The sequence below is a fragment of the Lebetimonas sp. JS085 genome (genome assembly GCF_000523295.1).
GTDB lineage: Bacteria > Campylobacterota > Campylobacteria > Campylobacterales > Nautiliaceae > Lebetimonas.
Genome location: NZ_ATHR01000001.1, coordinates 123,947 through 150,567 on the forward strand (window position 1 = coordinate 123,947; position 26,621 = coordinate 150,567).

The following is a 26,621-nucleotide window of genomic DNA, read 5'->3' on the forward strand; positions in this document are numbered from 1 at the left end:
TTATATCACCTCTCTTGGCTCTTCAATATAATATCCCTGAAAACCGTCTATTCCGAGTTCTACCAATACATCATAAACTTCCTTATTGTGTACAAACTCGGCTATAGTTTTTATGCCGAGGTCGTGTGCGAAATAATTCACATGTTTTACAATAGTATAGTATCTTTTGTTTTTATTAATCGTTTTTATCAAACTTCCGTCTATTTTTATGTAATCTGGATGAATATCTGCTAAATAACTAAAATTACTGTAACCTGTGCCAAAATCATCAATTGCTGTTTTAATACCATACGGTTTCATCTCTTTTATAAATTTGATAACTTCTTTGAAATCTTCCATTGCCTCTGTTTCAAGAAGTTCTATTATTACCCTGCCTTGCAGGTTATATTTTTCAATATGTTCTTTTAAATACCGTTTAATTTTATCGTTATGTAAATCTTTGTATGAAAAATTAATTGAAAAATCTTCTCTTCTGTTTTTAAAAACTTCGCAGCTTTTTCTTATCATTGTTTTAGTTATTTCAAAATATAATGCGGTATTTTTAACATTATCCAAAAAGAAAAACGGACTTATTAACCTATCTTTTTCTTTTATTCTAACCAGACATTCATAACTGATTTTATCAGGTTTAATTATTTTTTGAAATACTGGTATTATCCTGTCTTCAGTTAAAGCTTTTTTAACCATTTCTATTGATTCAAATTTTTTAATTACTTTTTCTTCAATATCCATTTTTTCATTATAAAAAACTATATTTAAATCATTTTTTTTAGCATATAATAAAGCTAAATGAAGTTTTTTAATTATATTTTCTTTGTTGCCATCCTTAATTATTGCCATAATTAATTCTATATTAATGGGGATTTCCTCATTTTTATATTTAATATCAATTATTTTATATTTAAAATAAGAAAATATTTTCTCAACCAATTCTTTACATAAAATCTCCCCAAAATTTAATACTATAAATTCGTCCGCGCTGTATCTGTATAATTTACAATTATCAGGCAGCAAATTTTTTAAATTTTTAGCTAAATTTTTTAATACCATATCACCAACTTCTATTGAATAATAATCGTTTATCAAAGAAAAATTTTTAATATCTACAATCATTGAACCTTTTGGATTTAGCTTCTTTAAATCTTTTTCAAGTTTAAGCTTGTTTGGAAGGGATGTTAATTCATCAAAATATGTTTTATATTCTATATTTTTTAATAATTTTGATTTTTCTTTTAAAAGTTTTATTATTTTAACTGCTAAATTTCTAAATTCTTCAAAATAGATTTTATTTTTATATATTTTTTCTTTTTTTACATATTTTTCAAAAACAGTTAAATCATTTTTCAATTTATTTTCAATATTTTTCAATAAAACATAAAAGAGAGCTGTTAATAATAAAATTAATAATAAAAACAGAACCATTGAATCTAAAAACTCATTTAAATAATAATTTTTTATTTCATTTTTTATTTTATTAATATCATTTAAAAATATCCCGGAGCCTATAAAATAGGGAGAATGTTTAATATGCCTTACATAAGAAATTTTTAATTCTTTTTTGCCTGTTTTTGGATTTATCCATTCATAAACAATAAAATGCTCTTTTGAATGGGAAGCTTTTATCAGCATCTCTTTTAATTTTCTTAATTTTTCATTATTTGATTTTAAAAGATTAATTCCCAAAAGTTTACTGTCTGGATAAACTAAAATCCCTCCTTTTTCACTGTCTATAAAAATATATTTGTCCAAATGATGTTTATTGTAATTTTCTATGATTTTCTTAAAAGCTTCTATTTTATGTTTTTTAGGGGCATTTACATTATTTAAAATATATTCAAACTGTTCGGCAAATAAATCTACTTTTTCTTTTAATTTACTTTTTTCGATTTGAATATATTTCTTTGTCTCTTTACTGACTTCCTCTTTGTATATATTAAATTGCTGAAAAATATTAACTATTAAAAAAACAAAAATAGTTACAAAAAAAATTCCATATGTCACTATTTTAAATTGTTTTGACAGTTTCATAAAAAACCTTTTTTCAGTAATATTAGCAAAAAAACTTTTTTTTACTAAGAGTGATTATTCATTTATTTAAAAATAAAATAAATCTAAATTTAATTAATCAAAATAATTCTTATTAAAATATTTTCCTAAATCAATCCCGTAAATTTTTTTATTTTTATACATTTTTTCAAGTTCTGTTATTGCAATTTCAAGCTCATGAGATTTTATACCATAATGAATACTCATATAACTTTCCACAAAAGCTCCGAAATGATCGGCCGCTTTAATAAAATTTCCGTCCACTGAATTTGCAATATTTTTAATTTCTTCAATATTTTCAACAATTTTATAACACCCATTTTTAATAATTTTATTTTTAAATTCATCTTTTAAATAGATATTCATTATTTTTTGCATATTTTTTGGAAGAAGCGGCAAAATTTTCTCATCTATTAAAAAATGCTCATAACTTTTAAGTATTTCATCAAGCCCTTTTACCTTGTGTTTAACAGGGGCAATAATATCTCTCGTAAGGGCTTCCGGCAGGTCATGAAAAAGGGCTGTAAAGAAATTGTTAATTATCTTTTCTTTAATAAGCCCGGCCTCTTTTGATAGAAAATATGTAACAACTGCCACAAAAAGCATATGCCCAAGAACTGAAGTTTCAGGAACCCTCGGAGTATTTGCCCATCTTTTTTGAAATCTCATATTTCCGCATAAAGAGATAAAATCATAACTTTTTCTTTTAAGACTAAGTATCCTCACACCCTCTAAGTCATAAAAATCCTCAAGTTCGTTTTCTATATTGTTTTTAATCTCATCCATTCCATATATAAAAGGGGCTGTGTTGTAAATAATGTCAAATTCCCATTTTGTGGCAATAAAACTTGAGGCTGAGTGAAGTCTGTTTTCTATTGAATCATCTTTTTTTAAAATTTTTATATATTCTATCAGTTCATCACTGATTTTTCCCCTAAGCTGATTTATTACAAACTCGTCAAGTTCTTTTCCTCTTTTTTTTCTTAAAAAATGATAAACGGGAGACTTTAAATCGGTAAGAACCGCCCTGTATAAAAGATTGGCAATTCCTAAATTTATAAATTTGTAATAATCTATATCTTTTTCAAAAAAACTGATTAAATAAGCTATTATAAATTTGTGTGCCTGTTTGTCAAGTTCAATAAATTTGACAGGACGTGGCAGGTCGTTCCATCTTTCAATTGTAAATGCGGTAAAAATAAGTCTAATAATTTCGGCATTCATTTTATGCCTTTATATCAAGCAGACTTTTAAACATTTCATCCTCTGTTTTTATGGGTTTACTTTGGGCTTCAAAAGCTTTTGCATTTACATTTTCTTCTATTAAATTTTTGGCTAAATCTTTATTTTTGGCAATATTTTCAGCATTTTTATTAAATTTATCTGCATAATAATTCATGGCACTTATATTTGCATTTATTCTCATAATATTCCTTTTTGTATTCAACATTCATAATTCATAATTTTATTATACCACTTTTGTTATAATTTCACAAAAAAGGTAAATAATGAAACTTTGGGGCGGAAGATTTTCCAAACAGGCTGCAAAAATACTTGATGAATTTAACGCATCACTTCCTTTTGATAAAAAGCTTTATCTCGAAGATATAGAAGGCTCAATAGCACATTCTCAAATGCTGGCAAGTCAGGGAATTATTACACAAGATGAAGCTGAAAAAATAAAAAAAGGTTTACTTCAGATAAAAAAAGAAATAGAAGAAGGTAAATTTCACTGGGATATATCCGATGAAGATATACATATGGCTATTGAAAAAAGACTTATTGAATTAATTGGTGATACAGGAAAAAAACTGCATACTGCAAGAAGCAGAAACGACCAGGTGGCGGTTGATTTTAGAAGATGGGTATTAAAAAGAAACATAGAATTTTCTGAAAAAATAAAAGAGCTTATTGAAGTTTTTATTAAATTAGCAAAAGAAAATATTGACACAATAATGCCCGGGATGACACACCTTCAACACGCTCAGCCAATTAGCTTTGCTTATCATATGCTGGCATACGCCTCTATGTTTAAAAGAGATTATGAAAGGTTTATTGAGAGTTACAAAAGAAATAATAAAAACCCGCTTGGATGTGCGGCACTTGCAGGTACGCCCCATCAAATTGACAGGTTTAATACAACAAAAGCTCTCGGGTTTGATGAACCTACAATTAACTGCTTAGACAGCGTAAGTGACAGGGATTTTGCGTTGGAAATATTGTTTAATATTTCAATGCTTATGATGCATGCAAGCAGAATAAGCGAAGAGATGGTTTTATGGTCAACAAGCGAATTTAGATTTATTACTCTGAGCGATGAATACTCAACCGGAAGTTCCATAATGCCACAGAAAAAAAATCCGGATGTGCCAGAACTTATAAGAGGAAAGACAGGAAGGGCTTATGGGAATTTAATGGCACTTTTAACTGTTATGAAAGGGCTTCCGCTTGCATATAATAAAGACACCCAGGAAGATAAAGAGGGAGTGTTCGACAGCGTAAAAAATGCATTAATTTCTATTGAAATATTAAAAGAAACACTAAAAACCATGAATGTAAATAAAGGAAATATGTATAAAGCGTGTAAAAAAGGTCATTTAACTGCCACTGATTTAGCAGATTATTTAGTAAAAAAAGGAATTCCGTTTAGAGAAGCACACCACATAACAGGAAAAGCAGTAGCATTAGCGGAGAGCAAGGGAGTTGATTTAAGCGATTTAAGTATTGAAGAATTAAAACAAATAGATGAAAGAATAGATAAAGATTTAGATTTAAGCCTTGAAAATTCAATGAATTCCAGAAAAAGTTTTGGAGGCACAGCCCCTGAGAGTGTAAAAAAACAAATTAAGTATTTTGAAAAGTTTTTAAAGGAGCATAATGATAAAAATTAGACATATAAATAATCATATTTACGAAGCCACAAATGGAAAAGATATAATAATAATTGATCCTAAAAAATACACCCCTGTAGATATGTTTGTAACAGGTCTTGCAAACTGTTCGGCATATGATGTTGTAGAACTTTCAAAAGCAAAAGGAGAAATAGAAAATTTTACTTTGGAAGTTGAATATAAAAGAAAAGAAACTTATCCCAAAATTTTTACCGAATTTCATTTTATTTACAGTTTTAATTCAAAAGCGGATAATATGACGGCAAGAAGATGGGTATTAAGTTCACTTGAAACATACTGTTCAACTATAAATACCGTTCGAAATACAAGTAAAATTTATTATACTATCAAACACAATGGAGAAACCATAGCTTTTAAAGAAAGCATATTGTCAGGACAGACACACGAAAACATTCGTGAAGAATTTGAAGACGACGACGGATTTGGCTGTATAGCCTGAGGAGGATAATCAGGGCTTCGTTGAAGCCAAAACATTTCACAAAATCAAATAAAAGGAAGAAAAATGAAAAAATTAATATTGGTTTTAATAGCTGTTTTTGCCTTCGCAAAACATGGCCAGACTAACGACCCTGCCCTTCAGGAAGCACTTCAGGGACATTACATAAAAGCATTTAGAATGTTTGATAAAAGATGCAGTGAAAATGACGGATATGCCTGCGGAATGGTTGCATATTTTTACGACAAAGGTTTGGGGGTAAAAAAAGACCTTAAAGCCGCAATTGATTATTATACAAAAGGATGTGCCCTAAACGACAATGACAGTTGCACTATTTTGGGATATTACTATTATAAAGGAATTGGTGTAAAAAAAGATTTAAACAAAGCTGTAACTTTACTTAAAAAAGCGTGCAACAACCATTCAAAAGACGCATGCAATTATTTAAAAGAAATTGCCAATATAAAATGAAATACGTCATTTACGGCGATATTCACGGATGTCTGGAAGAATGGGAAGAGCTTAGAAAAGAAACAGCAAAAGGGGCTTTTGAAATAAGTGTTGGAGACATACTTGATAAAGGTCCCTATCCTGTTGAAGCTTTGCGTTATGCTAAAAAAAACAAAATTTTTACAATTATGGGAAACCACGAATACAAACATTTAAGAAAATTTTGGGGGAGAAAAGTTCATTTGGATGAAGACCAGCAAAAAATTTATCCAAAGCTTAAACAAAAAGATTTTGATTTTATTTCTTCTATGCCGTTTTTTTTAAAATTAAATCATTTAACAATTCTTCATGCGGGCATTACAAACAGAATTTATCTAAACAATCCACCTTTAAATATTATGACACTGCTTTTATTTTTAAGGGAAGTGGATGAAAACGATAAATTTTTACCTTTAGACAATAATAATCCAAATGCAAGATACTGGGCAGATACATACAATGGACACGAAGGATTTGTGGTATATGGACACAATCCTTTTTTAAATCCAAAAATCAATAAACACGCCATTGGAATAGATACAGGCTGCGTCTATGGAAACAAGCTCACAGCAGCAATTATCGAAGATAGTGTAAAGATAAAATATTCAATTATTCAGGTAAATGCAAAACAAAAATATGCCGAGCCTCACGCACCTTTACAATAAATGGAAAATGTAAAATGGGTTTTGCCCATCTGGCTGCTTGAAAAGCAGCTATAATGATAAAAATGTTGAAATAATGTACATTTTAAATACTTTTAAAATTTGCTGTTAATTCAAAATTGATAAAATAATTTCAAAATCTTTTAAAGCAAACAAAAATAATTTTACTCCAAAAAAGAAAAATAATACAGCTGCTATTTTATTTATTATATTTAGCCATTTATCTTTTATTTTAATTTTAGAGCTTATTACTGCCCCAAAAACAAATGCAGCAATGATTCCTAAAAAAAGACTTCCACAACTTAACATAATATTTTTACTCATAAAAGGGGTAATAATAACCGCAAAAAATATCATAGCTTTCGGGTTTGAGAGATTAAGCAAAAGTGCTTCTTTATAGATATCTTTTGAATTTTTACAGACTAAATTTAAATGAACTTTTTCCTTAAAAATAATTATAGAGATTCTAAACAGATAAATACTACCTGATATTCCCACAATTATTTGGAAATATATATTTTTACCTATGCTGCTAAGCCCAACGGCCACAAGCGTTAAATAAACAATATTTCCTGTAAGTATTCCGGCAACCGCCGTTAGTGAACTTTTAAGACCATGACAGAGTCCCTGCCTTATTACATAAAATATATCCGGTCCGGGAGTTAATGCAGCAACAAATCCAATACTTGCTAAAATTAAATATTCCAACAAATTCCTTTTTGATAAAATTATATAAAAAAAGAGGTCAAATGAAACCGTTTATTGTAATGGATATTGTAAAAGAAGCCCAAAAATATGAGAATGTTATTCATTTGGAAATTGGAGAGCCTGATATACTGCCCTCACCTAAAATTAAAAATGCCGCATTGAAAGCTATCGAGGAGAACAAATTTTTTTATACAGAGTCTAAAGGATTAAAAAAATTAAGAGAAAAAATTGCAGACTATTATAAATATTTTTACAATGTTGAGGTAAATCCTGAAAATATAATTATTACCACCGGAACTTCCACCGCATTTTTAATTGCTTTTTATTTCAGCAAAATTATTGCAACCCCTACTCCCGGATATCCTTGCTATGAAAATTTTGCTAAGCTTGAAAATAAAAAATTTATAAAAATACCTACTAAATTTCCCAACTATGAAATTGATTTAAAAGCATTAAAAAATATGGGCTTTGACACATTAATGATTTCAAGCCCAAATAATCCTACAGGAAGCGTAATTGAATCTAAAAAACTAAAAGAAATCTGTGAATTTTGTGAAAATAACAACAAACTTTTAATAAGCGACGAACTATATCACGGACTTGTTTATGAGAAAGATTATACAACAGCCTTAAAATTCAATAAAAATGCAATTGTTATTAATGGATTCAGTAAATATTTCTGTATGCCAGGCTTTAGAATCGGATGGATAATTTTGCCTGATAATTTAGTAAGAACTGCCGAAATAATCGCCCAAAACATCCTGATTTCAGCCCCTACTGTTTCTCAGTATGCCGCACTTGAAGCTTTTAATTATGAATATCTTGAAAATACAAAAACTGAATTTAAAAAAAGAAGGGATTTTTTATATAATGAATTAAAAGATGTTTTTAAAATAGCAAAACCTGACGGGGCTTTTTATTTATGGTGCGATGTTTCAAAATATTCAGATAATTCTTTTGAATTTGCAAATGAACTTTTAAAAAAAGCAAAAGTAGCCGTTACACCTGGAATAGATTTCGGTGAATTTAAAAATTATATAAGAATAGCTTATACAAAAGATATAAAAGATTTAAAAAAAGCTCTAAAAAGAATTAAAAATTATCTAAAAATTTGATATAATTACACTCCACGCGGCGGTGGCGGAACTGGTAGACGCGCAAGATTGAGGGTCTTGTGGGCGAATAAGCCCGTGGGGGTCCGAGTCCCCCCCGCCGCACCACTTAATAGCCTAAAAACCCCATAAATCAATATTTATCAAAATATTTAATTAAAATTTACCCACTTGTTTACCCACTAAATTGATTAACAATAACTTTTTGAATCTGAATTAAACTATATGTATTTTATTATCAGTTTATATAATTTTTTAAGATTTATTTGTTTAGTTCTGTTTGGTTTTGGTTTGGAAATTTATTTTTTATTGAATATCTTGTAGCCTTATAAAGAGGAAAAATAGAAGTGAATTGAAGTAATAATTAGTCTTAATTATCAAATAAAAATTTAGCAAACTCATCTTCTTCTTTTTGCAGCCAATCTTTCATTTTTTCGCGGCTTTTTATGCTAAATCCCATTTCTTTTGCAATTTCAAACATTCTTTTAAAGGCATTATCTCTTATCCTTAGATAAGGATTTGCAATTGGATTTCCGCTTGAATTTTCAATAACTCTTCCTTGCTCTATTAAAGCAGCTTCTGCTTCATTCCATTCTTGAAAAGCAAGTGCATAAGCTCTTATCAATGCAAAATCAAAATCGCTCAATACGCCATTTTCTTCCAATAAATTAACAATTCTTTGCTCTTCTTTTTTACCAATTTTATTCAATTTAGCTAATCCATTAACTCTATTAAAAATCTTTTTTAATTTTGGGTCATTAACTTTTGCCCTTCCAGCTCCTGGTCTTGCTCCACCTCTCATTTATACTCCTTGCAAATTAATCAAAAGGTTTGAAATTAGTTTTTGTTTTTTTGCGACTTGGCCGCCGACTGACCGCTTTTGCCTAAAAAATTTCAAACCCGCCCCTCCCGTTATTAGATATACAGTTACATAATTACTGTAAAATATCTTGTATTTAAACTACTAAAAGCAATATCATCATTTAAATTTTTTATTGTCTCGCATAAAGTGATTATTTGATTTTCTATAATGTCAATTTCCTGTTTATCAAATCCATATATTTTTGATTTATCATATTTTTGTTTTGTTTTATTTAATAACTGTTCTAATTCTTTTATTTGTGCTTTCCAAGCCGCAATAGCTTTTTTATATTCATTCAAATAGTTTTCTTTTTGTTCTTTTTCTCTACTGACATAATAATTAATAAGAGTCTTTAAAGTATTATATTCATCTTCTGGATATTTCTCGCCAAGTATTCTATAAGCCGCTAATTTCAATAATATCCAATGGTCTACTTTTCCATTCATAAAAATAATATTATCAGCTTGAATTCCTCTTAAATTGAATTCTTTCATTAAAAATTCTCTAACTTTGAATAAACTGAAATAATAATCTTTATTGCTTAATTCTACACCATATAAGTAAAGATCAATAATATTTGTCGGAATATTTTTTGCAAATGAATCAAGTCCCAATTCCTCAAAAGTTTCTATTATTGGCCTAATTTCTTCTTTTATAGCCTTTTTACTTTTATTTGTGATTTGAGACATCATATTAACTGCTTGATATATATTCATTTTCTCTCCTTTATTAAATTGTGTTTTTTTAAATAATTTTTTAATTCTTCAAAATCTTTTTTTGTTTTTGCTTTGAAGTTTTCATCTTTTTTAATTCTACTTGTTATTTTTTGTTTCATTTCAATGTATCTTAATTTTGCAAGTGATAATGCTTCTTCTTTTTTCATTTCCACTCCTTTTTAAGCACTTGGGGCTTCTGTTTTCCAAGGCTCAAATTCTATTAATTTTTTTCTTATATTTTGGACTTCTTGGATAAATTCATCATTATCAATAACCTCAATATCTCTTTTAATCTTATTAATCAATTCATTTGCCTCATAAGAGATAATTTGTAAATCAGCTCTTGGGTTATCCCTAATTATTTTTTTCATTTCTTTCCAATAAGAGATATTTAGTGTAATTGGAAAATCAAATTTTGAATTAATCAATAGTTTATTTAATTTTGAAAAATATTGATATAACTCATTTAATTCATCACCAATCAAAATTCTTTTTAAATCAGCAATACTTTTTACTTTATTTTTCCCAAAATACCCATTAACCTCTTTTTTCTTTTTAGCAATAAACCCGTTATATTCCACAATAAAATTAAACAAATCAATAATTTCTGGGTGAATCATTAAAACTCCTTTTATAATTTTTATAAATTATCTCATTTTTAAAATCATTTTATAAGTCCTAAATAGGCCTTTTTTATGGTTTCTTTATCACAATCTTTATAAATTTCTTTAATTTTTAAAAATGTTTCTGATTCATATAATAATTTTTGCAAAATAGCCCCGTGAGATATACCTGTTGCTTCTTTTATTCTTTCTAATACAATCACATCGTCCATATCTAAATAAGGTCTGTATCTGATTTTATAACTCATTTCTGCTCCTTAAAAGTTTTAAAAAAAATTTTTTTTGTTTTTTTTGTCGATTTGTCGACAACCCTATTAAAAGCCCGTATTTATGGAGGTTTGAGTGTCGACAATTCTAAAAAGAAATGTCGTAAAAAAGTCGACAAAAAGTCGGCTCATTGACACTTTTTTTTATTTTTCCAATATTTCGGCATAAAAAATAGAAAAAATTATTTTTTTTCAATAAGAAAATACCAGTTTTTATCTTTTCTTTTTATATACCCTAATGCTTCAAGTCTTTTAGAAAATTCCCTTTTCCCTACTGGTCTAATACCACTTTCAAAACTCCACTCTTTATATTCATTATAAAAATCTTTAATATATTTTCTAAAATAGTCTGATTTTTTATAATTATTTTCATCTAAAAATTGTAAAACGCTGTCAATATCTTTTATAAATTGTTTTCTTGCTTCTTTGCATTCATTAGAAATAAAAACATCTTCATTTATTAATACTCTTTTAGCTCCGTCTATTATCCAGTTAAGCACGCCCGCTGGATTTTGCAAAATCTTTAAATGCAGCTTTTTATCTCTTTTTTCTCTTGGTATTGTCCTTTTAAAAGGAATGATTAAAAATCTTCTAAAAAAGCCGTCAGTATATTCAATTTCTTTAAGTTTCATTTGATTAACCGCAAATATTAACCTCGCATAATTTTCCATTGTGAATGGTTTGCCGTATTTTTGCCTTGCCCCAATCGGTTCTCCACTTGCTAATTTTTTAAATGTATCGCTTTGAAGTTTTTTAGTATTGTTTTCACTTCCAAAATTAAGCAATTTATCTTTTATCAGTGCTCTGTAATGCTCCTGCATTAAATCATCTAATGAATAAAAGCTGACATTCTCACGCCCCAATACTCCCGCAATTACTTCCATTACTACGCTTTTACCATTTGCACCGCTCCCATATAAAAAAGTTGCATACTCTAACTTTATGCCTTTTACAAAAATACTTCCAATTACTTCTTGCAGTGTTCTTTGCGTCTCTTTATCTGGTAATACTTCATCAAGGAATTGAAGCCATAATTCATTAACTGCTTTTTCATCATAAGCAAATGGTAACTGGTAGGTTAAAAAATCTTTATAATCAAATTTTTTTAACTGCATATTTTCAAGGTCTAATGTTCCATTTAAAAGATTAATCACACTTAAATTATTAGATTTCTTATAAAACGGCTCTATTTCGCTTAAAAATTGTTTATATAGTTTTTCTTTGAAAAGTTCGTCTTTTGCTTCAATAAGAGGTATTCCTGTTTTAATAATAAATTCTCTCAATAGATAAACAATATCATCTTTATAAAAAGGTATCCAATAAGCACCATTAAAAAGATAAATTGTCTCGCTTTTATCTTTTGTGATTTTCCAATTATTAGAATTTGCAATATCGTTGAAATATTCAATTAGTGCGACTTTTAAATGTTTTTGTTTAAGAGGCAATGGTTCTCCATCTTTATTATAACTTGGAATATATCCAAGTTTCTCTTTTGCATAATCAATAATATTAATTTTTTCTACATTTGCTAAAAGGCTGCTTATTAATTCTTTTTTTTCTTTGCTTATTTTGTCTTCTTTGCTTTTATGTTCCATTACTTCGTCTGCTGCATTAACATTTTCTAAATTTTCATTATTTTCCTTTTCATTTACTTGATTCACATCGCTTTCATATGGTATAATCTTTTTAAGGTTAACATCAAAATCGCTCATTTCATTTCGATAAATCATCATTTAAACTCCTTTCTTTATATCTTGTGTAGCTTCTTCATTTGATTGTAAAGCAATAAAGCAAGCTAATAAATGAAATACTTTTAAATAAACGCTGTCATATAAATCTGATATACTGCATAAATCACTTAAATCTTTAACTTTTTCTATATCTTTAAAATGTGAAAATTTTTTTCTCAAATCCCATACTGATATACTTCTTCCCACTGGCTCTAATTGCTGAATCAAATTAATGATATTTTGCTGCAGTTCTTTTTTTAATTTTTTATAACTTTCATCTTGTTCGTTTTTATAATCTAAATCTGGTAATACAATAAAATCCCATTTATTGCCCTTTAAAAGTGAGAGTTCATCCACTTTGAAGGTTTTGTAATTCTTACTTGGTAATGCAATAAAGTTTATTCCAAGCAATATTGCGGTTAAATAATCGTGTGTGCCTTCTATTATAAAAACTGGGTCACTCTCATCTGTGATTCTTATTTGGGAATATTTATTAGCTTGTGTTTTGGATAATGCTTTCCATTTTATACCTCCTTTTCTTCTGTGTCTGATTGATAAAATTTCGCCTTTTGGTGTTTTAGTGAGTGCAACTAATTCATCCAATTTTTTATCATATCTGACTACTTCTAAAAATTCATCTCTATCTTCCTCTCTTGCTGTTTTGAAATATTCAATCGGAATAATTCTTGATATAATTTCACTGGCTTTTTTACTATCTAACGCATAAAGAGGAATAAAAGAATCCCAAATTTTTCTTAATTCCTCTTGTGTTCTATATGCTGGCTCTTGAATTTTGATTTCAATCTTTGGTATTTTTACCTCGCTATCGCTTAACCCTAAATGATTCATTACAAAATTTTTGGCCTCTTTAATATTCATTCCCACATATTCAACTAACACATCAAACACATCTCCATTGAATCCAGTTCCAAAATCTTTGATTCTAATGCTCCCGTCTTTTGCCTGATATATACTTGCACTTGGATTTTTGTCATCATCTCTTAATCTGAAATTTCGATTAGTTTTTACCTCAAATCCAACTGCTTGAAGTATTGATATAACCTCTTCTTTGGTTAAATATTGTTTAATTGCTGCAATTTGCATTTTTCATCCTTTGCAAATGTTTTTTTATTTTTGCAATTTGCCTTTTAGAAATAATAGAGTTCCTTTTTTTTATTTTTAATTTGTAATTTTTAATCTGTTTAAGCATTGAAAAGTCTTTTTTGAAATAATTTGCTGCAATTAAGTCCAAGCAGTCTGCACGCTTTAACTTTTGCCTCAATTTCATCTTTTGCACTGATTACAATTCCAACTTTTCCAATGATAATTTGATATACCTTGTCTCTGATTTTTGTTATTTGTATTTCTCTTGCTTTCATTTTTTTTGCCTTTAAAGTGGAAGTATTAAGTTTAATGTTCCGCTTATGATTAAAATCTCAATCTGTGCTAAACCTTTTTGCAATACTTCCCAGCCTTTATCTGTAAGTTCTAAAATATTCACATCACTAAAAGTCAATTTATGCTCCTTTAAATAATCTTGAAGTCTTTTATTTTTTAATGCTTTTTCTCTTAATGGAATTAGTTTCTTTGTTTTCATTTGGTATCTCCTTTTTATCGTTTAGATATTAATTTCATTTAATTATATATCAAATACCAGTATTTGTCAAATATTTTGTATCATTTATAATTTTTGATATAATTAAAATTATTATTTTATTAAAGGTAAATTTATGAAAAAAGAAAAAGAAGAATTTAATAATTTGCTTCAAAAAATTGGTCTTAATAGAAAAGAATTTGCTGAACTTAGCAAAGTCCCTTATAATACTGTTAAAATGTGGGGTATAGATAGAAAAGTTCCCAGCTGGGTAAAACCTTTCATTGAAAATTACATAAAAGCCAAAAAGTTTGAAACTGCAAAAAAAGCTCTTTGTGAGAATAATTTTTCTGATACTACCAACGATTAAATTTTTATCTCTAATTCTTTTATATCTTAACGCTGTTGCATTTTTTTCTATTTTAAGTATAATCATATTGCTAAACCTTTTAAATGCTATTGAATCACTTTATTTTTATTGCCTTGTAAAAGAAGATGGACTTGTTTTTCTTTTATAAGGCTTTACCTCATTGGCTTCTTGAAAATTAATCTTTTTATCAGTTTTTAAAAATTCATCTTTTGCTTCTTTGAAATAATTAGTATTGTCAAATATCCATAACTGCACTAACTCGTAATAAGTCAATCCTGCTTTTAAAGGTAAAAGTTCTCTTTTTATACTTTTACCAAGCATTGACTTAATTTCCATTTTCAAGTTCTGCTGTTCTTTTTGCTAAATATTCCTCAAATGCTTTTTTGTTGATTAAAGTTATTTTCGGACTTGGTTTAAGTGGCTTTGGGAATTCTTTATCTTTTATCCATCTATAAAGAGTGGCTCTATCAATTCCAAATACTGCATAAATTTCATTTGGTCTTAGATATTCTTTTGTGTCTAAATTTTTTAATGCCTTTGTTTTTGCTTGTAAGTTTTGCATTGTGTTCCTCCTTTATTAATTGATTTAATTTGATACAATGCAATTATGAGGGGAAAAGAAAAAATTAAGGTAAAAATTTCTATCATAGATAGCTTTTTTTACCAAATAAAAAAGTAAGGAAAAATAACGATTTTATGGGTGTTTTATGTAGTCAAAATTTTTAAAAATTTCTTTAAAATTTTTATCAGGTTGAAAAATTTCTATTTGTTTTTTTGCATAATATATTTTTTGCTTTTGCTGCTTTACTAATAAATTTATAAAAAAATTTTTAAAAGTATCAAAATTAAGATTAAATTCATTTGTTATTAAATAAATTAAATTGTTAAATAATGTGTATTTTTTATAATTATATGCTGGAGTATTTTTTGTGATATAGAAAACTTTTTTTAATTCATCTTCATTTTTACATCTATAAACTATATCATTAAATTTAATATTTTTAATTTGCAGTGCAAAATCGTATATTTGATAAAATTTATCATAATAAAGTAAAAAATTAATTATTATTTTTTCTATTAAAATATAAGTCCTTTTTTCATCATCAATAAAATTTAATAAGTTATGCTCTAAATCTTCAAAAAATTTTTTTGGCTTTGTTATCCTAAAATCTTCTAAATTAATGCAATTCATAAAATCCAAATTGTAGTAAATAATATTAAGCAAATTTTTAGCTTTTTCAGTTTGAAGTTTATTTTCTAATTCCTCATAAATAGTTTTTGCTGTATTAAATAAAAAATTAATTTTTTCTTCTAAAGTTAAATTTTTATCAATTTTAAAAGTTTCTTTAATAAATGTATTTTTTACAGTTTCATATTTTGTTTTATTAATTTCTAACTTAGGCTCTTCTAATATTTCATTTGGAAAATATCTTTTTAAAAAATATGAAAAATCATTTTTTAAAAGTTTTTTTATAGATTTTGTATGAATATTTATCAAATTTTTAAGTTTTTCTTGGTGCTTTTTATTATATTCCGTTGCTAATTCTTTTAATCTCTGTTCTTGTGTTTTTATTCCTATACTATTTAAAAGATTTATAGTATTATCTAATGTTTTTTTCATATTATTTAATTTATCTTCAAATGTAATATTAATTGTTTTTAAATTATTATTTTTTAAGATTTTATTAATATTATTAATTTTCAAATGAAAATCTTCATTTAATATATTTTCGCTATAATTGCTTTGAATCTCTTTCATCCTTTTCCTTTTCCAAATCATTAAAAATAATTATACTAAATGATACTAAAATAAACGGATAAGAATAATTTTGCCTTTAAGAAATGGGGTCTTTATATCTGATGCAGGGATTATAAAAGAGGATTAATCAGTAATTAATTTTTCTAACTCTTCGCATTTAAAAAGATAATTTTTGCAATTTTTCTTATTTTTTAAAATTATTTCATATTCTCTGTGAGTTCCTATCCACCCAAAAATTGCTATTTTAGGATTACAAGTTAAATAACATAATATGCGGTATTGAGTATTTGGAATTGAGAGAGATATTATCTCATCTTTGCCGCATTTTATTTTATGTGGTCTTATAATATGATTTGAATAAATATCTTTTTTAACAATATTTTTAAGCTCTTGGTATCGTTCTTTTGTTATTGAAGAAGATTTTATAATATATTTAAGAAGTTTTTTAAATTTTTTGGTTTCTAATATCTTCAACTTCTTTTCTCATTTCAAGCATTGAAGTATTGAAGTCAAATGTAACTAAATCTTCATATAATAAATTAAGCTCTTTTTTAATATTTGCAGGTAAAGAAGTATTTAAAAGTTTTTCAATATAAAATTTAAGCTCGATTATTTCATCTTCTAATTTTTCAAAATTTTTATTTTTTATAAGTTCTTCTAAATTATCATTAAGTATTTTTATATTTTTTCTAATAGCTTTTATCCTTTTTTCAAGGTTATAATTATTTGCTTTTTGATAATTATCAATTACACTTTTTAAAAAATCTTTAAAAAGGTCTATTAAATTTATACTTTGATATGTAAAAAAACTATTATTCAATACTGCTTGCATTTTTTCACGCTCCTGTTTTTTAGTAATACAATTATAGCACATTGAGACTAAGTGAACTGGGTGCAAACTGGGTGTAAAATTTTGCACCCTTGAGAAAATTCCCATTTTACCGGTATTTTCTTTATATTTATATTATATTTTTTTATTTTTTAGGTGCAAAAAATTTAATAATTTTACACCTTAAAGAAATACCGTAATTTAGGGGTTTTAATTAATTTAGGGTGCAAAAGGTGCAAAAAATTTGCTAAAAAATTATTTTTGTAAAAATTTAATATTTATTTGCCTTTTAAAGGAAAAAGTTTAATTTTGATGTCAATGGGGTGTAAAAACTGGTGTAAAAAAGGTGTAAAATCTTGAAACATTTTACATCACTAAAAGTCCCATAAATAGGGGATTTTAATCTTAAAATGTAAAAATGTAAAAACTTTTAAAAAAAAAATTATTTTTTTCATAAATAAAAATATTCCTTTTAAAAGGCAAAAAAATAAAAATTATTAAATGTGTTTATAAATATTATCGTGATTGTCTATATCAAGCAGGTATATTTCATTATCTACTACTAAAAAGTATAAAAGTATCCTGTAATTCATTGTAATTGAAACTGAGTGATAGTCTGTTCCTTGAAGTTTATGAAGTCTTAAAGATGGGTGAAACGGATTTTCTTCTAAAATAGATAAAATCTTATAATACCTCTCTTTTAAATCTGGGTGCTTTTTTAAAAATTTAACACTCTTTTTTATAAATTTATCATCATATACTAACTTATAACTCATTCTCTATTCTCTTAATAAGCTCATCAGCATTAGATACAAAAGCCTCATTTTTTTCTTTTTTTGCTTTTAGTTCATTATAAGCTTTATCAAGCATAATTTTTTCATATTCTTCAATAGGTAGCATTACATAAGCTGGTTTGCCTTTAAAGGTAATAATAGCTTTGTTTTCTTTTTTTATCTCTTCTTCAACGGCTTTAATTCCTCTTTTTCTTAAATCAACTACATTTATCATAATATAACCTTTGATGTGTATTTAGATATACATATTATAACATATAATGCCTTTAAAAGAGAAAATGAATTTTTGAGAAATATTTTACAAATTTATACTTTTTTTATGAAAGCGTAATTTTGGTGTCAATGATGCGACAAAACTTACTACAAAAAGCCGACATTTTTTAAAAGAAATGTCGACACTAAAACATCGTATTTATGGGCTTTTTTTTCTTTTTCCGACAAATCGACATAAAAAAAATAAAAAAAATTATTTTTTTTCATAAATAAAAATATTCCTTTTAAAAGGCAAAATTAAAAATTAATTAAAAACTCTTCCCACCATTCAAGCAATTTTCTTCTCTCTTTTAAAAAATCGCTTCTCATATAAGCTCTTGTTACTTTGTTACCAACTTTATGATTTAATTGAAGTTCTATTGCTTCAACTGATATATTATGCAGTTTTTGATTTTCATAAGCAAGTGTTGAAAATGTAGCTCTCCATCCGTGGGGATTATGTTCTTTGGTTAAATATTCCCTGTAATATTTACTTAATTTACTTGAAAAACTGTCTTCTTGCAATTTTTCTTCTTTAAAGGTATATACTGGATAAATTTGTTTAAAATAAATAAGTATTTCAATTAAAGTATCAGTTAAAGGCATTCTAAATGGTTCTTGATTATCTTTATATGTTTTTGGAGGATATATTATAAGTTTTTTTTCAAAATCTACATAATCCCATTTTAGACGATAAAGTCCTACGTTTCTTAATCCTGTTAATGCTTGAAATTGCAAAAGTTTCTTTACTGTAGGTGTTTTGATATTTAAAATCTTTTTATATAATTCTCTTGCTTTATTAGGTTTTAAAATGGCTTTCATTTTTGTTTTTTCTTCTTTTGGTAATAAATGCTTAACATCAATAGTAAAAGCTGGATTATATTCAAGCAGTCCTAAATTAATAATATAGTCAAATATTTTTTTTATAACCTGTAATACTTCTTTTGCTTTATAAGTTTTATTTGTGCTTCTTGTTGCATTAGGTAATTTAATTTTAGGGACTTGTTTAATGATTTCAATAATATCAGTTCTTGTTATTTCATTAATTTTTTTATTGCCTATAAATGGTTGAATATAATGAATATATGTCCCTAAATAATTCCGTTTAAATCTTGATTCTGTAACTTCTTTTTTCTTTAATTCTAAAAATTGATTTGCAAAATGATTAAATGTTTTTGTTTCTTGTTTTATTTTTAATTCTATTTGCTTTTGTCTTTTATATTCATTTGGATCAATGCCTTTTAAAAGAAGATTTCTTATTTCTTGTGCTATTTTCCTTGCTTCTGATAATCCAATAGTTGGATAATCTCCAATAGTATAATAACTGTCTTTTTTACCAAGTTTATACCTTAAACGCCATTTATAGCTTTGTCTGACTAACATTAAAGTTAAACCCTTAACATATCCATCGGTGATTTTTTTCTTTTGCTTTTTTATTGCAGCATTAATTGCTTTTTGAGTTAAAGGTGATATTATTTTCACGTTCGGTGCTCCTTTCAAAATTTACCCACTTGTTTACCCACTAAATTATGAGTTACAAGGATAACATAAGAGAAAGATTGAGACAATAAATTTTTATAAAAGCCCATAAATTCTTTATTTTGTGATACATACTGAAACACATTGAAATATATTGATTATGCTCCCCCGCCGCACCAGTATATTTTAATAAAATCCCTTAAATTCATAGCTTAAAATTAAGTTTCTTTGATAGTCCATCTAACAGTCCAAAAATTAAATTTTATTTTACATCGCTTTATTACTGATAAGCTTAATGCTTCTTGCCAATAAATACCAGGCAAAAAGAGGGCCGAACATTATTCCGTAAGCTAATCTTGAAGCAAGTCTAACTCCCTGTTTTTGAAATATTTTTTTCATTGCTTTTTCAAATTGAGAATATGTTATTTTGTTTTTGTGATATGCCATTAACAATGGCCAAACTAATGCAACTGAACTCATTGTAACTCCGGAAACTACTACTTCAGTTTCATTTACAGGCTCTATACTCTCTATTAGTTTATCTACATTTTCTTTTGTAATATTTTCAAGCATTTCATTTGATATATCAGTCCCAAATACTTTATGGGCATATTCAGGATTATGTTCAAAATAGTCTGAAATTTCTTTTGTAGTTAAGATGGGGGTATCTGGATAATTTAATAATGCATGTTCAATAATTTCTGGATTCTGTGTAGCTTTTAGGGAGAGTGCAATTTTTTCTCCTGTATCTGTATTTGTAAAAATTATATCAGAATCAGGATGAGATTCATTTGTAAACATATGGGCTTTAATATTATCATTATCACTGTTTTCTAAATCTGTTACTAAAATTTCAAACATTTTACCTTTTATTGTATTGATAGCCCCTTCTAACTGCTCTGGGGAATATTCGGAAAATTTTTTTGCAATTTCTTCAATTGGGGTATTTTCATCAAATTGAGAAGACCATCTAAGTCTTATAGCCTCTTCAAAAATTTTTCCCAAAGGCCCTTGTAATTTATCATAATGACCGCTTAAAAGATAAGCCATAGCAGCTGATGCAAAAATTTCGTCTCTTATTTCTTTAGTGTCGTAAATATCGCCATTAAGCCACATTTTAAGTCTATTGGCTACTTTTTTTAAGTTTTCAGTATTAAAAGTATTTTTTAAAATACTTAATTGATGAATATACAAATTTTTTGATTTATTAAAAATTTCAAACCACAATCTTTTAGGTATTTTAAAACTTCCGCTTTTTTTTACCTCTTCAAAACCCACCCAAAAGGCTATTCCAATAAGATTGGTAGTAAATATTTCTGCTAATATCAAAGGATTAAGACCTGGAATTATAGAAAAAAGAGAAAAAGAAAAACTGAGAATTGTTTTAAAAATAAATAATCCACTTCCTATAATTCCAATATATTTAAAAATTTCAGTAGGTCTTAAAATACTTATGCCTACATGTCTTGCTATAACATATCCCATCCAAGCCTCAAATGCAATAGATACATAAACCCCGACTCCGAGCTGTCCTGGAAGGCCTGCTAAAATTGCATTTATTATTGCCACTTGTGTAATTACATTATAAATATCTTTATTTAAAGTTTTATCAGGATAATAAAATACTTCTTTAAAAGGTTCAAATATAAAATCTCTTAATTTTACATCTTCAAACAGAGCTGAAATTTTATTTATATTATTAGAGAGCCACTCTTGTGCTTTTTGAATATTTATTTTGTTTTTGTAATTGTGGAATTTTGATTTTATGTAGTTATAGATGGTCATAGCATATCCTTGTTATTTAAATAAAAAAGAATTTCTTTCTTTAAAATTTTCAATTCGTTCTTTGCTCCTATCCCAAAATATAAGATTTTTATTTTTTTTGAAAAGATTTTTAATTGCTCTTGGTTCTTTGTTTATAATATCTTTGCAAGGTTTTAAATAAATATTTTTTAATAGAATTCATTTTTCAAGTTACATTATTGTTTCTATTTTTTCTTTAAATTTATATTAAAAATACCTTGCAATATTTCTTTTTTATTATTTGTGTCATAATTTTCAGTAAAGTAATATACTAAATTACTTAATTTTATATTGTGTATTTTATAAGCTTTTTTTAAAATTTTTACTACTTTTTCATATCCTTTATTTGAAAGTTTAGCTATAGGAGTATTATTATATATAATATTTTTATAGCTTAAAATTAATGATTTGTCTTTTAAATAAACTCCTTTTAATTTATCTTGAAAATCAAAAGAAGCACCTAGATTTATATCACTTAATCCTAGTTCCAAAATCATTTCATTCGGCTCTTTATATGAATTTTTATTGAATTTGTATAATTCATTATTTTTCGCAAACTTATTAAAAAAATAATCATGATTTGTATAAATAAATAGATTTTTTTTAGCCCTTGTTATTCCTACATAATATCTTCTTATCAATTTTTCATTTAAGATATTATTGTGATTATTTTCTTTGTCCATAATTATTACATTATCAAATTCTTTTCCTTTAGATTTATGAAAAGTACTTATAATAATTTTTGAATTAGATTGATTGCAAAACTCGTCATCTAAATCATCTAATAAGCTTCTCCAAGCTTCATAAGTAAAATTTTCTTTATTTCTTATATAATTTATCAATTCTTCTATACAATAAAAATTTTTTGATTTAGATAAATATGAAATTTTTTTATAAGCTTTATTAATAACATCCTTAGTTAAAATATCATCATCCTCTAATAAATTATTTAAAATTGCATTATCAAATTCTCGAATTTCAAATAAATCATACCATTTAAATTTTTTTATATCGAGTATTAGTTTTGATTCGATATCATATTTTTTTAATAAGGCTTTCAACGTTAATGCATCATCATTATTATGAGTTAAAACAGCAATTTCATTGTCAATTTCCCCAATTTCTATTATTTTTTTAATTACTGGATCATAAAGATTTGAAGAAGAAAATTTTATTATTTCAAGAATCCCTTTATCTTGTTTTACAGGAGTTATTTCTATTTGTTTTTTCCTTTTTTTTAATTGTTTAATAAATTCATTAGCAAAATAAACTATATTTTTAAAACTTCTAAAATTCTTACTTAAAGTAAAACTCACTTTTTCTTTTTCGTTTATACTTAACAAGTTCCAAAATTCATCAAAATAAATTAAATCTGAACCTGTAAATTCCATTATCATTTGGTCATCATCTCCAACAGCAACAATTTCTTTAATTTCTCCGTATTTTATTAGTTCTTTTATTATTTCAAAAGTTTTAGGAGTAATATCTTGATACTCATCTAAATATAATACTGTTTTTCTAGGAACAATTTCTTTTTTTATATGTTCATCTAAACTTAAAAATTTATCAAATATATAATCACTTTCTCTTTCTCTATTTTTAATCAAATCTTTATTATTTTCTCCTAAAATATAATACAAATAGGAATGAAATGTATGAATATCCAATTTGTAAATATCACTCCCTATTAAATTATATAATCTATCTTTAAACTCAATCATAGCTGTTCTTGTGTAGGTTAACATTAAAAACAATTCAGGATTAACTTTTTCGTTATTTAAAATTAGATTGGCTATTTTATTAACAAGGGTTTTTGTCTTTCCGCTTCCAGGACCAGCTAAAATTAAAATCTGTTTTTTCTTACTTTTAACAATTTCTTTTTGTTCTGAAGTTAAATTTTCAAATATTTCTTTATATTTTGTTTTTGTTATAAAATAATTTATATATTTTTTTACAAATTTAACATAATGTTTTATGAAATCATCTATTGGCATTATAAAATAAGTTTTTAAAAATTCTTCATTATTAGAATTAATTTGCCTTATTAAAAATTCATTCATTATATGTATTTTTTTTCTTTTATTTTCATAATATAATTTTTTACGCTTATTATACATCTCATTAGTATATTGATTTACAAATCTTTTAATTTTTAAAACATATTGAGGATAATAAATTATAACTCCATCAATTAAAGTAATAAATTTTGAATAATGCATATATACAAGATAATCATTTATTTCTTTTTCTTTCAGTTCGGGAATTGTATTTCGTATTTCCGATAATTTTATTTCATTTTTATCCTTTAAACATTCTTTATATATTTTATATGTATTATTTAATCTTTTATTAATTAAATCTTGAAAGGAAGTAAGGTTTTGTATTCTTATAGACCATAAACTTAATTTTTTATCTAATCTTTTAACTTCTACAAATTCTTTCCAATTATTTAAAATTCTTTCTAAAGTTTCAATAAGTTTTTTATTGTTTTGCTTATTATATCTTTGAAAATTTTTATTTGTAGATTGTTTAAATTTTTCAGCAATTTCACGAAGCTTTAATATTTCTTTCTCGTTATTGATAATTTCAGTAATTAAAAATCTCTCTAAAGTAAAATACATCCATTGAATTGGTTTATTAACTTGAAAATGAATTTTTTTATCTTCACTAATTATTCCTTTTTCTTTTAATTCTCTAATAGCTTGAATAATATCTTTTTCATTTTTACCTAATACATAAGCAGCTTCAGATATATCTAATGACTTTCTTGATTTCTTTTTTATAAATCTATAAACTTCAAAAGCTAAATTTATTTTTTCATCACTAATTTCTAATAATTCTTTAACTTTTTGAAGATCATTAATTTCTATAGAATTTGCATAAATAGTATAATTATTTGTTTCTCTTTCAATTAAACCTTCTTCGACTAATTCAGCAATAATATCATCAAGTTTATGCTTATATTCATTATTATTAACATCAATACTAAGTTTCGATTTTATAGCTAAATCTACTGGGGTTATATAAATTTTATCTTTTTTGAAATCTTTCAAAGCTTGATAAACAGCCTGAATTTCATCTCTAGTAATAATGCTATTTTTTAACTTATGCAAATATTTGTCAAAATCTCCTTCGTAATAAAGAGTTATACACTCTGCTTTTGGAACAATCTTTTCATCTCTTCCTGCCCTTCCAGATTCTTGCATATAATCTTCAATATTTTGAGAAGAAGTAAAATGAATAACACTTTCAATATCAGGCTTATCAACTCCCATACCAAATGCAGTAGTAGAAACAATAATATCAATATAATTATTAATAAAATTTTGCAAAATTTCTTCTCTATTTTCTTTTTTTGAATGAAAACTCTCAACCCTATAACCAGTTTCAATATTTAATTTATTAGCTACTTCATCACAATCTTTAATAGAATTGGGAATATAAATAATTTGTTTTGGTTTTACAAGATTTAAAAGTTTTTTATATTTTTCTTCAAATACATTATTTTTATTTGCATTTACTTTTATAACTTTATAAATTAAATTTTTTCTTTTATTATCCGCAATAAATTCTTTAAATTTGATCTTTAATTTATCATAAAAATATGTTTTAATATCTTCAATAACTTCTTTAGATGCTGTTGCACTAAATAAAGAAATTGGTGGTATATCATCTTGATACATTTCTTTTAAAAAATCTCCAATATATCTGTAATCAGGCCTAAAATCATGCCCCCACATGGATATACAGTGGGCTTCATCAATTACTACTCTTGATATGTCTCTATTTTTTAAAATATTTCTTATTGTTTTAAATCTCAAAGATTCAGGTGCTATATATAATAAACTAACTTTCCCATTTTTTGCATCTTCTATAAGTTTTATTCTTTCATTAGGAGTCAAAAAACCGCTCAAAGCTCCAGCTTTTATTGATGTATTGTATTTTGAATTAAATCCATCTATCTGGTCTTTCATTAAACTTCTTAAAGGAGAAATGATTAATGTTAACTGATTATAATGTTCTGCATCAAAGATTGCTGGTATTTGATAACAAAGACTTTTACCACCACCTGTAGGCAATATAGCTAATATATTTTCCCGGTCTAATGAATATTTTATAATGTCTTCTTGGGAAATATCATCATTAAATAAATCATCTTCTAAAGGCTTAAATTTTCTAAATTCAAATTCATCATTATTTGATAAGGTTTTTATATATGATTTCAATGAAATTTGTTTAGATTTTAAAATTAAATCATTTTTTACTTTTTTTAAATTTTCAATATTTTTATAAGCAAATAAGGGAACAGACTTGTTGAAATATTTTGATAAAAAAATAATTGCTATTTCAAGAGGATATTTATTTATATAATCTTTATCTAAATTAAAACATTGATTTATTGTGTTAAAAATTTCTGTTTCATTACAATAAATTAAATCTAAACCAATATATTTGAAAAAACCTTTATAATATTCATTATTTTTTAAAAGATAAAACAATGAGCATTTAATATTTTTAGGTAATACTTTAAAATTAGTACATAATTCTGAAAAAATAGTTAACGATTCTTCTGCATCTTTTATTGGATTATTTTGTTTTTCTTCTTTTTTATATTCTTTTTCTAAGGCATGAGATGATTTTCTATTTAATAAAATTGATAAATATAAAGTATCAATGAAGTTTATTTTTTTAATATATTCATATGTGTTGTTTCCTTGATTATATAGTAATTGAGGTATATCATAATTTACAATATTATGTCCACCTATAAAATTTATATTTTGATTTTTTAAAAATTCAGTAAATTTATCAAGAGTAAATAAATGACTTCCTGGCTGAACTCCTGCTCTTTTTTCACCATTAATTGTATCAATATCAAAAAAAATCAAATTATAATTCAATACATTTTGAATATATTTAATTAAATTTTTTTCATCTAAATTCAACTTTTCAAAATTTAAGCATTTAACAATAAGGTATTTATCAGATAATTCTTTTAAATCATTAATATCTTCTTTTAACCAATATTTTTTAGTAGGTAAATCATATTCATCCATATCATCATAATCTATAAATTCCCAATCTTTGCTATAAACAAAGTATCTATTTTTAATTAGATTATTTAGTTGTTTATAATTTACTTCTCCAATTTCTAATAATTTCAATTATTGCCTTCGTT

Annotated in this window: 29 protein-coding genes and 1 tRNA gene; 7 read left to right on the forward strand and 23 right to left on the reverse strand. The window is 25.7% G+C overall.

Annotated features, from left to right (window positions below; translation table 11 throughout):
* The 3 genes from DZ68_RS0100645 to DZ68_RS0100655 all read right to left on the reverse strand — a co-directional run bounded on the left by DZ68_RS0100645 (position 1) and on the right by DZ68_RS0100655 (position 3,472).
* Positions 1 to 2,028, reverse strand: a complete 2,028-nt coding sequence (locus DZ68_RS0100645) for an EAL domain-containing protein (protein ID WP_024790487.1) — start codon at positions 2,026 to 2,028, stop codon at positions 1 to 3.
* A gap of 93 nt (positions 2,029 to 2,121) precedes the next feature.
* On the reverse strand, positions 2,122 to 3,270 hold the full coding sequence (locus DZ68_RS0100650; RefSeq protein ID WP_024786779.1) for an HD domain-containing protein: 1,149 nt from the start codon (positions 3,268 to 3,270) through the stop codon (positions 2,122 to 2,124).
* Between the two features lies 1 nt (position 3,271).
* On the reverse strand, positions 3,272 to 3,472 hold the full coding sequence (locus tag DZ68_RS0100655) for a hypothetical protein (protein WP_024786780.1): 201 nt from the start codon (positions 3,470 to 3,472) through the stop codon (positions 3,272 to 3,274).
* An 82-nt stretch (positions 3,473 to 3,554) separates the two neighbouring features.
* Between DZ68_RS0100655 and argH the strand changes: the two genes are divergently transcribed.
* The 4 genes from argH to DZ68_RS0100675 all read left to right on the forward strand — a co-directional run bounded on the left by argH (position 3,555) and on the right by DZ68_RS0100675 (position 6,548).
* Positions 3,555 to 4,937, forward strand: a complete 1,383-nt coding sequence (gene argH / locus DZ68_RS0100660; protein WP_201767403.1) for an argininosuccinate lyase — start codon at positions 3,555 to 3,557, stop codon at positions 4,935 to 4,937.
* The gene (locus DZ68_RS0100665; RefSeq protein WP_051428147.1) at positions 4,924 to 5,397 is read left to right on the forward strand and encodes an OsmC family protein; all 474 of its coding nucleotides are present in this window, start codon (positions 4,924 to 4,926) and stop codon (positions 5,395 to 5,397) included. The genes argH and DZ68_RS0100665 overlap by 14 nt, the downstream gene beginning before the upstream one ends.
* A 63-nt stretch (positions 5,398 to 5,460) precedes the next feature.
* Positions 5,461 to 5,865 carry a cysteine-rich Sel1 repeat protein gene (locus DZ68_RS0100670; RefSeq protein WP_024786783.1) on the forward strand — a complete coding sequence of 135 codons (405 nt, stop codon included), beginning with the start codon at positions 5,461 to 5,463 and terminating at the stop codon, positions 5,863 to 5,865.
* The gene (locus DZ68_RS0100675; RefSeq protein ID WP_024786784.1) at positions 5,862 to 6,548 is read left to right on the forward strand and encodes a metallophosphoesterase; all 687 of its coding nucleotides are present in this window, start codon (positions 5,862 to 5,864) and stop codon (positions 6,546 to 6,548) included. Before DZ68_RS0100670 ends, DZ68_RS0100675 begins: the two co-directional genes overlap by 4 nt.
* 105 nt (positions 6,549 to 6,653) lie before the next feature.
* Here DZ68_RS0100675 and DZ68_RS0100680 read toward each other — a convergent pair whose 3' ends face one another.
* A complete protein-coding gene (locus tag DZ68_RS0100680) occupies positions 6,654 to 7,253 on the reverse strand; it encodes a LysE family translocator (RefSeq protein WP_024786785.1) in 600 nt (199 codons plus the stop codon).
* 41 nt (positions 7,254 to 7,294) lie between these two features.
* Here DZ68_RS0100680 and DZ68_RS0100685 point away from each other — a divergent pair, with 41 nt between their 5' ends.
* Together DZ68_RS0100685 and DZ68_RS0100690 are read left to right on the forward strand one after the other, a co-directional pair.
* Complete coding sequence (locus DZ68_RS0100685) at positions 7,295 to 8,368, forward strand: pyridoxal phosphate-dependent aminotransferase (RefSeq protein WP_024786786.1); 1,074 nt, start codon at positions 7,295 to 7,297, stop codon at positions 8,366 to 8,368.
* Positions 8,369 to 8,384: 16 nt separating this feature from the next.
* Positions 8,385 to 8,473: transfer RNA gene (locus tag DZ68_RS0100690), tRNA-Leu, on the forward strand.
* A gap of 262 nt (positions 8,474 to 8,735) precedes the next feature.
* On the opposite strand, the gene DZ68_RS0100695 is transcribed toward DZ68_RS0100690, so the two are convergent.
* The 9 genes from DZ68_RS0100695 to DZ68_RS0100740 all read right to left on the reverse strand — a co-directional run bounded on the left by DZ68_RS0100695 (position 8,736) and on the right by DZ68_RS0100740 (position 14,159).
* Positions 8,736 to 9,167, reverse strand: a complete 432-nt coding sequence (locus tag DZ68_RS0100695) for a phage terminase small subunit P27 family (protein ID WP_024786787.1) — start codon at positions 9,165 to 9,167, stop codon at positions 8,736 to 8,738.
* 125 nt (positions 9,168 to 9,292) lie between these two features.
* A complete protein-coding gene (locus DZ68_RS0100700) occupies positions 9,293 to 9,943 on the reverse strand; it encodes a hypothetical protein (RefSeq protein ID WP_024790488.1) in 651 nt (216 codons plus the stop codon).
* Positions 9,940 to 10,110: a hypothetical protein gene (locus DZ68_RS10670; protein ID WP_156920199.1), complete on the reverse strand. Its 171-nt coding sequence runs from the start codon at positions 10,108 to 10,110 to the stop codon at positions 9,940 to 9,942. Before DZ68_RS10670 ends, DZ68_RS0100700 begins: the two co-directional genes overlap by 4 nt.
* A 12-nt stretch (positions 10,111 to 10,122) precedes the next feature.
* On the reverse strand, positions 10,123 to 10,563 hold the full coding sequence (locus tag DZ68_RS0100710) for a hypothetical protein (RefSeq protein ID WP_024786789.1): 441 nt from the start codon (positions 10,561 to 10,563) through the stop codon (positions 10,123 to 10,125).
* A gap of 44 nt (positions 10,564 to 10,607) precedes the next feature.
* On the reverse strand, positions 10,608 to 10,814 hold the full coding sequence (locus tag DZ68_RS0100715) for a hypothetical protein (RefSeq protein WP_024786790.1): 207 nt from the start codon (positions 10,812 to 10,814) through the stop codon (positions 10,608 to 10,610).
* 200 nt (positions 10,815 to 11,014) lie between these two features.
* Complete coding sequence (locus DZ68_RS09810; protein WP_024786791.1) at positions 11,015 to 12,565, reverse strand: phage/plasmid primase, P4 family; 1,551 nt, start codon at positions 12,563 to 12,565, stop codon at positions 11,015 to 11,017.
* Complete coding sequence (locus DZ68_RS10390; RefSeq protein WP_024786792.1) at positions 12,566 to 13,666, reverse strand: hypothetical protein; 1,101 nt, start codon at positions 13,664 to 13,666, stop codon at positions 12,566 to 12,568.
* Between the two features lie 98 nt (positions 13,667 to 13,764).
* Complete coding sequence (locus tag DZ68_RS10675) at positions 13,765 to 13,941, reverse strand: hypothetical protein (RefSeq protein ID WP_156920200.1); 177 nt, start codon at positions 13,939 to 13,941, stop codon at positions 13,765 to 13,767.
* Positions 13,942 to 13,952: 11 nt separating this feature from the next.
* Entirely contained in the window at positions 13,953 to 14,159 is a 207-nt protein-coding gene (locus DZ68_RS0100740) for a hypothetical protein (RefSeq protein ID WP_024786793.1), read from the reverse strand.
* Positions 14,160 to 14,292: 133 nt separating this feature from the next.
* Here DZ68_RS0100740 and DZ68_RS0100745 point away from each other — a divergent pair, with 133 nt between their 5' ends.
* Positions 14,293 to 14,526, forward strand: a complete 234-nt coding sequence (locus tag DZ68_RS0100745; RefSeq protein ID WP_024786794.1) for a hypothetical protein — start codon at positions 14,293 to 14,295, stop codon at positions 14,524 to 14,526.
* A 105-nt stretch (positions 14,527 to 14,631) separates the two neighbouring features.
* On the opposite strand, the gene DZ68_RS0100750 is transcribed toward DZ68_RS0100745, so the two are convergent.
* From DZ68_RS0100750 to DZ68_RS0100800, 10 genes are all read right to left on the reverse strand, one after another.
* Positions 14,632 to 14,862, reverse strand: coding sequence for a hypothetical protein (locus tag DZ68_RS0100750; protein WP_024786795.1), 231 nt, complete (start codon positions 14,860 to 14,862; stop codon positions 14,632 to 14,634).
* Positions 14,852 to 15,088 (reverse strand): AlpA family transcriptional regulator, encoded by a 237-nt coding sequence (locus tag DZ68_RS0100755; protein WP_024790489.1) that lies wholly within the window; start codon positions 15,086 to 15,088, stop codon positions 14,852 to 14,854. Before DZ68_RS0100755 ends, DZ68_RS0100750 begins: the two co-directional genes overlap by 11 nt.
* Positions 15,089 to 15,220: 132 nt before the next feature.
* Positions 15,221 to 16,285 (reverse strand): hypothetical protein, encoded by a 1,065-nt coding sequence (locus DZ68_RS0100760; RefSeq protein WP_024786797.1) that lies wholly within the window; start codon positions 16,283 to 16,285, stop codon positions 15,221 to 15,223.
* A gap of 123 nt (positions 16,286 to 16,408) precedes the next feature.
* A complete protein-coding gene (locus DZ68_RS0100765; protein ID WP_024786798.1) occupies positions 16,409 to 16,759 on the reverse strand; it encodes a hypothetical protein in 351 nt (116 codons plus the stop codon).
* Entirely contained in the window at positions 16,731 to 17,117 is a 387-nt protein-coding gene (locus DZ68_RS0100770; RefSeq protein ID WP_024790490.1) for a hypothetical protein, read from the reverse strand. Before DZ68_RS0100770 ends, DZ68_RS0100765 begins: the two co-directional genes overlap by 29 nt.
* A gap of 494 nt (positions 17,118 to 17,611) precedes the next feature.
* Entirely contained in the window at positions 17,612 to 17,890 is a 279-nt protein-coding gene (locus tag DZ68_RS0100775; protein ID WP_024786800.1) for a plasmid stabilization protein, read from the reverse strand.
* Positions 17,880 to 18,122: a hypothetical protein gene (locus DZ68_RS0100780; protein ID WP_035907669.1), complete on the reverse strand. Its 243-nt coding sequence runs from the start codon at positions 18,120 to 18,122 to the stop codon at positions 17,880 to 17,882. The genes DZ68_RS0100775 and DZ68_RS0100780 overlap by 11 nt, the downstream gene beginning before the upstream one ends.
* 296 nt (positions 18,123 to 18,418) lie before the next feature.
* The gene (locus DZ68_RS0100790) at positions 18,419 to 19,642 is read right to left on the reverse strand and encodes an integrase arm-type DNA-binding domain-containing protein (protein WP_024790491.1); all 1,224 of its coding nucleotides are present in this window, start codon (positions 19,640 to 19,642) and stop codon (positions 18,419 to 18,421) included.
* Between the two features lie 264 nt (positions 19,643 to 19,906).
* Positions 19,907 to 21,424 carry a hypothetical protein gene (locus DZ68_RS0100795; RefSeq protein ID WP_024786803.1) on the reverse strand — a complete coding sequence of 506 codons (1,518 nt, stop codon included), beginning with the start codon at positions 21,422 to 21,424 and terminating at the stop codon, positions 19,907 to 19,909.
* A 203-nt stretch (positions 21,425 to 21,627) separates the two neighbouring features.
* Positions 21,628 to 26,607 (reverse strand): RecQ family ATP-dependent DNA helicase, encoded by a 4,980-nt coding sequence (locus DZ68_RS0100800; RefSeq protein WP_024790492.1) that lies wholly within the window; start codon positions 26,605 to 26,607, stop codon positions 21,628 to 21,630.
* Positions 26,608 to 26,621 lie beyond the last annotated feature (14 nt).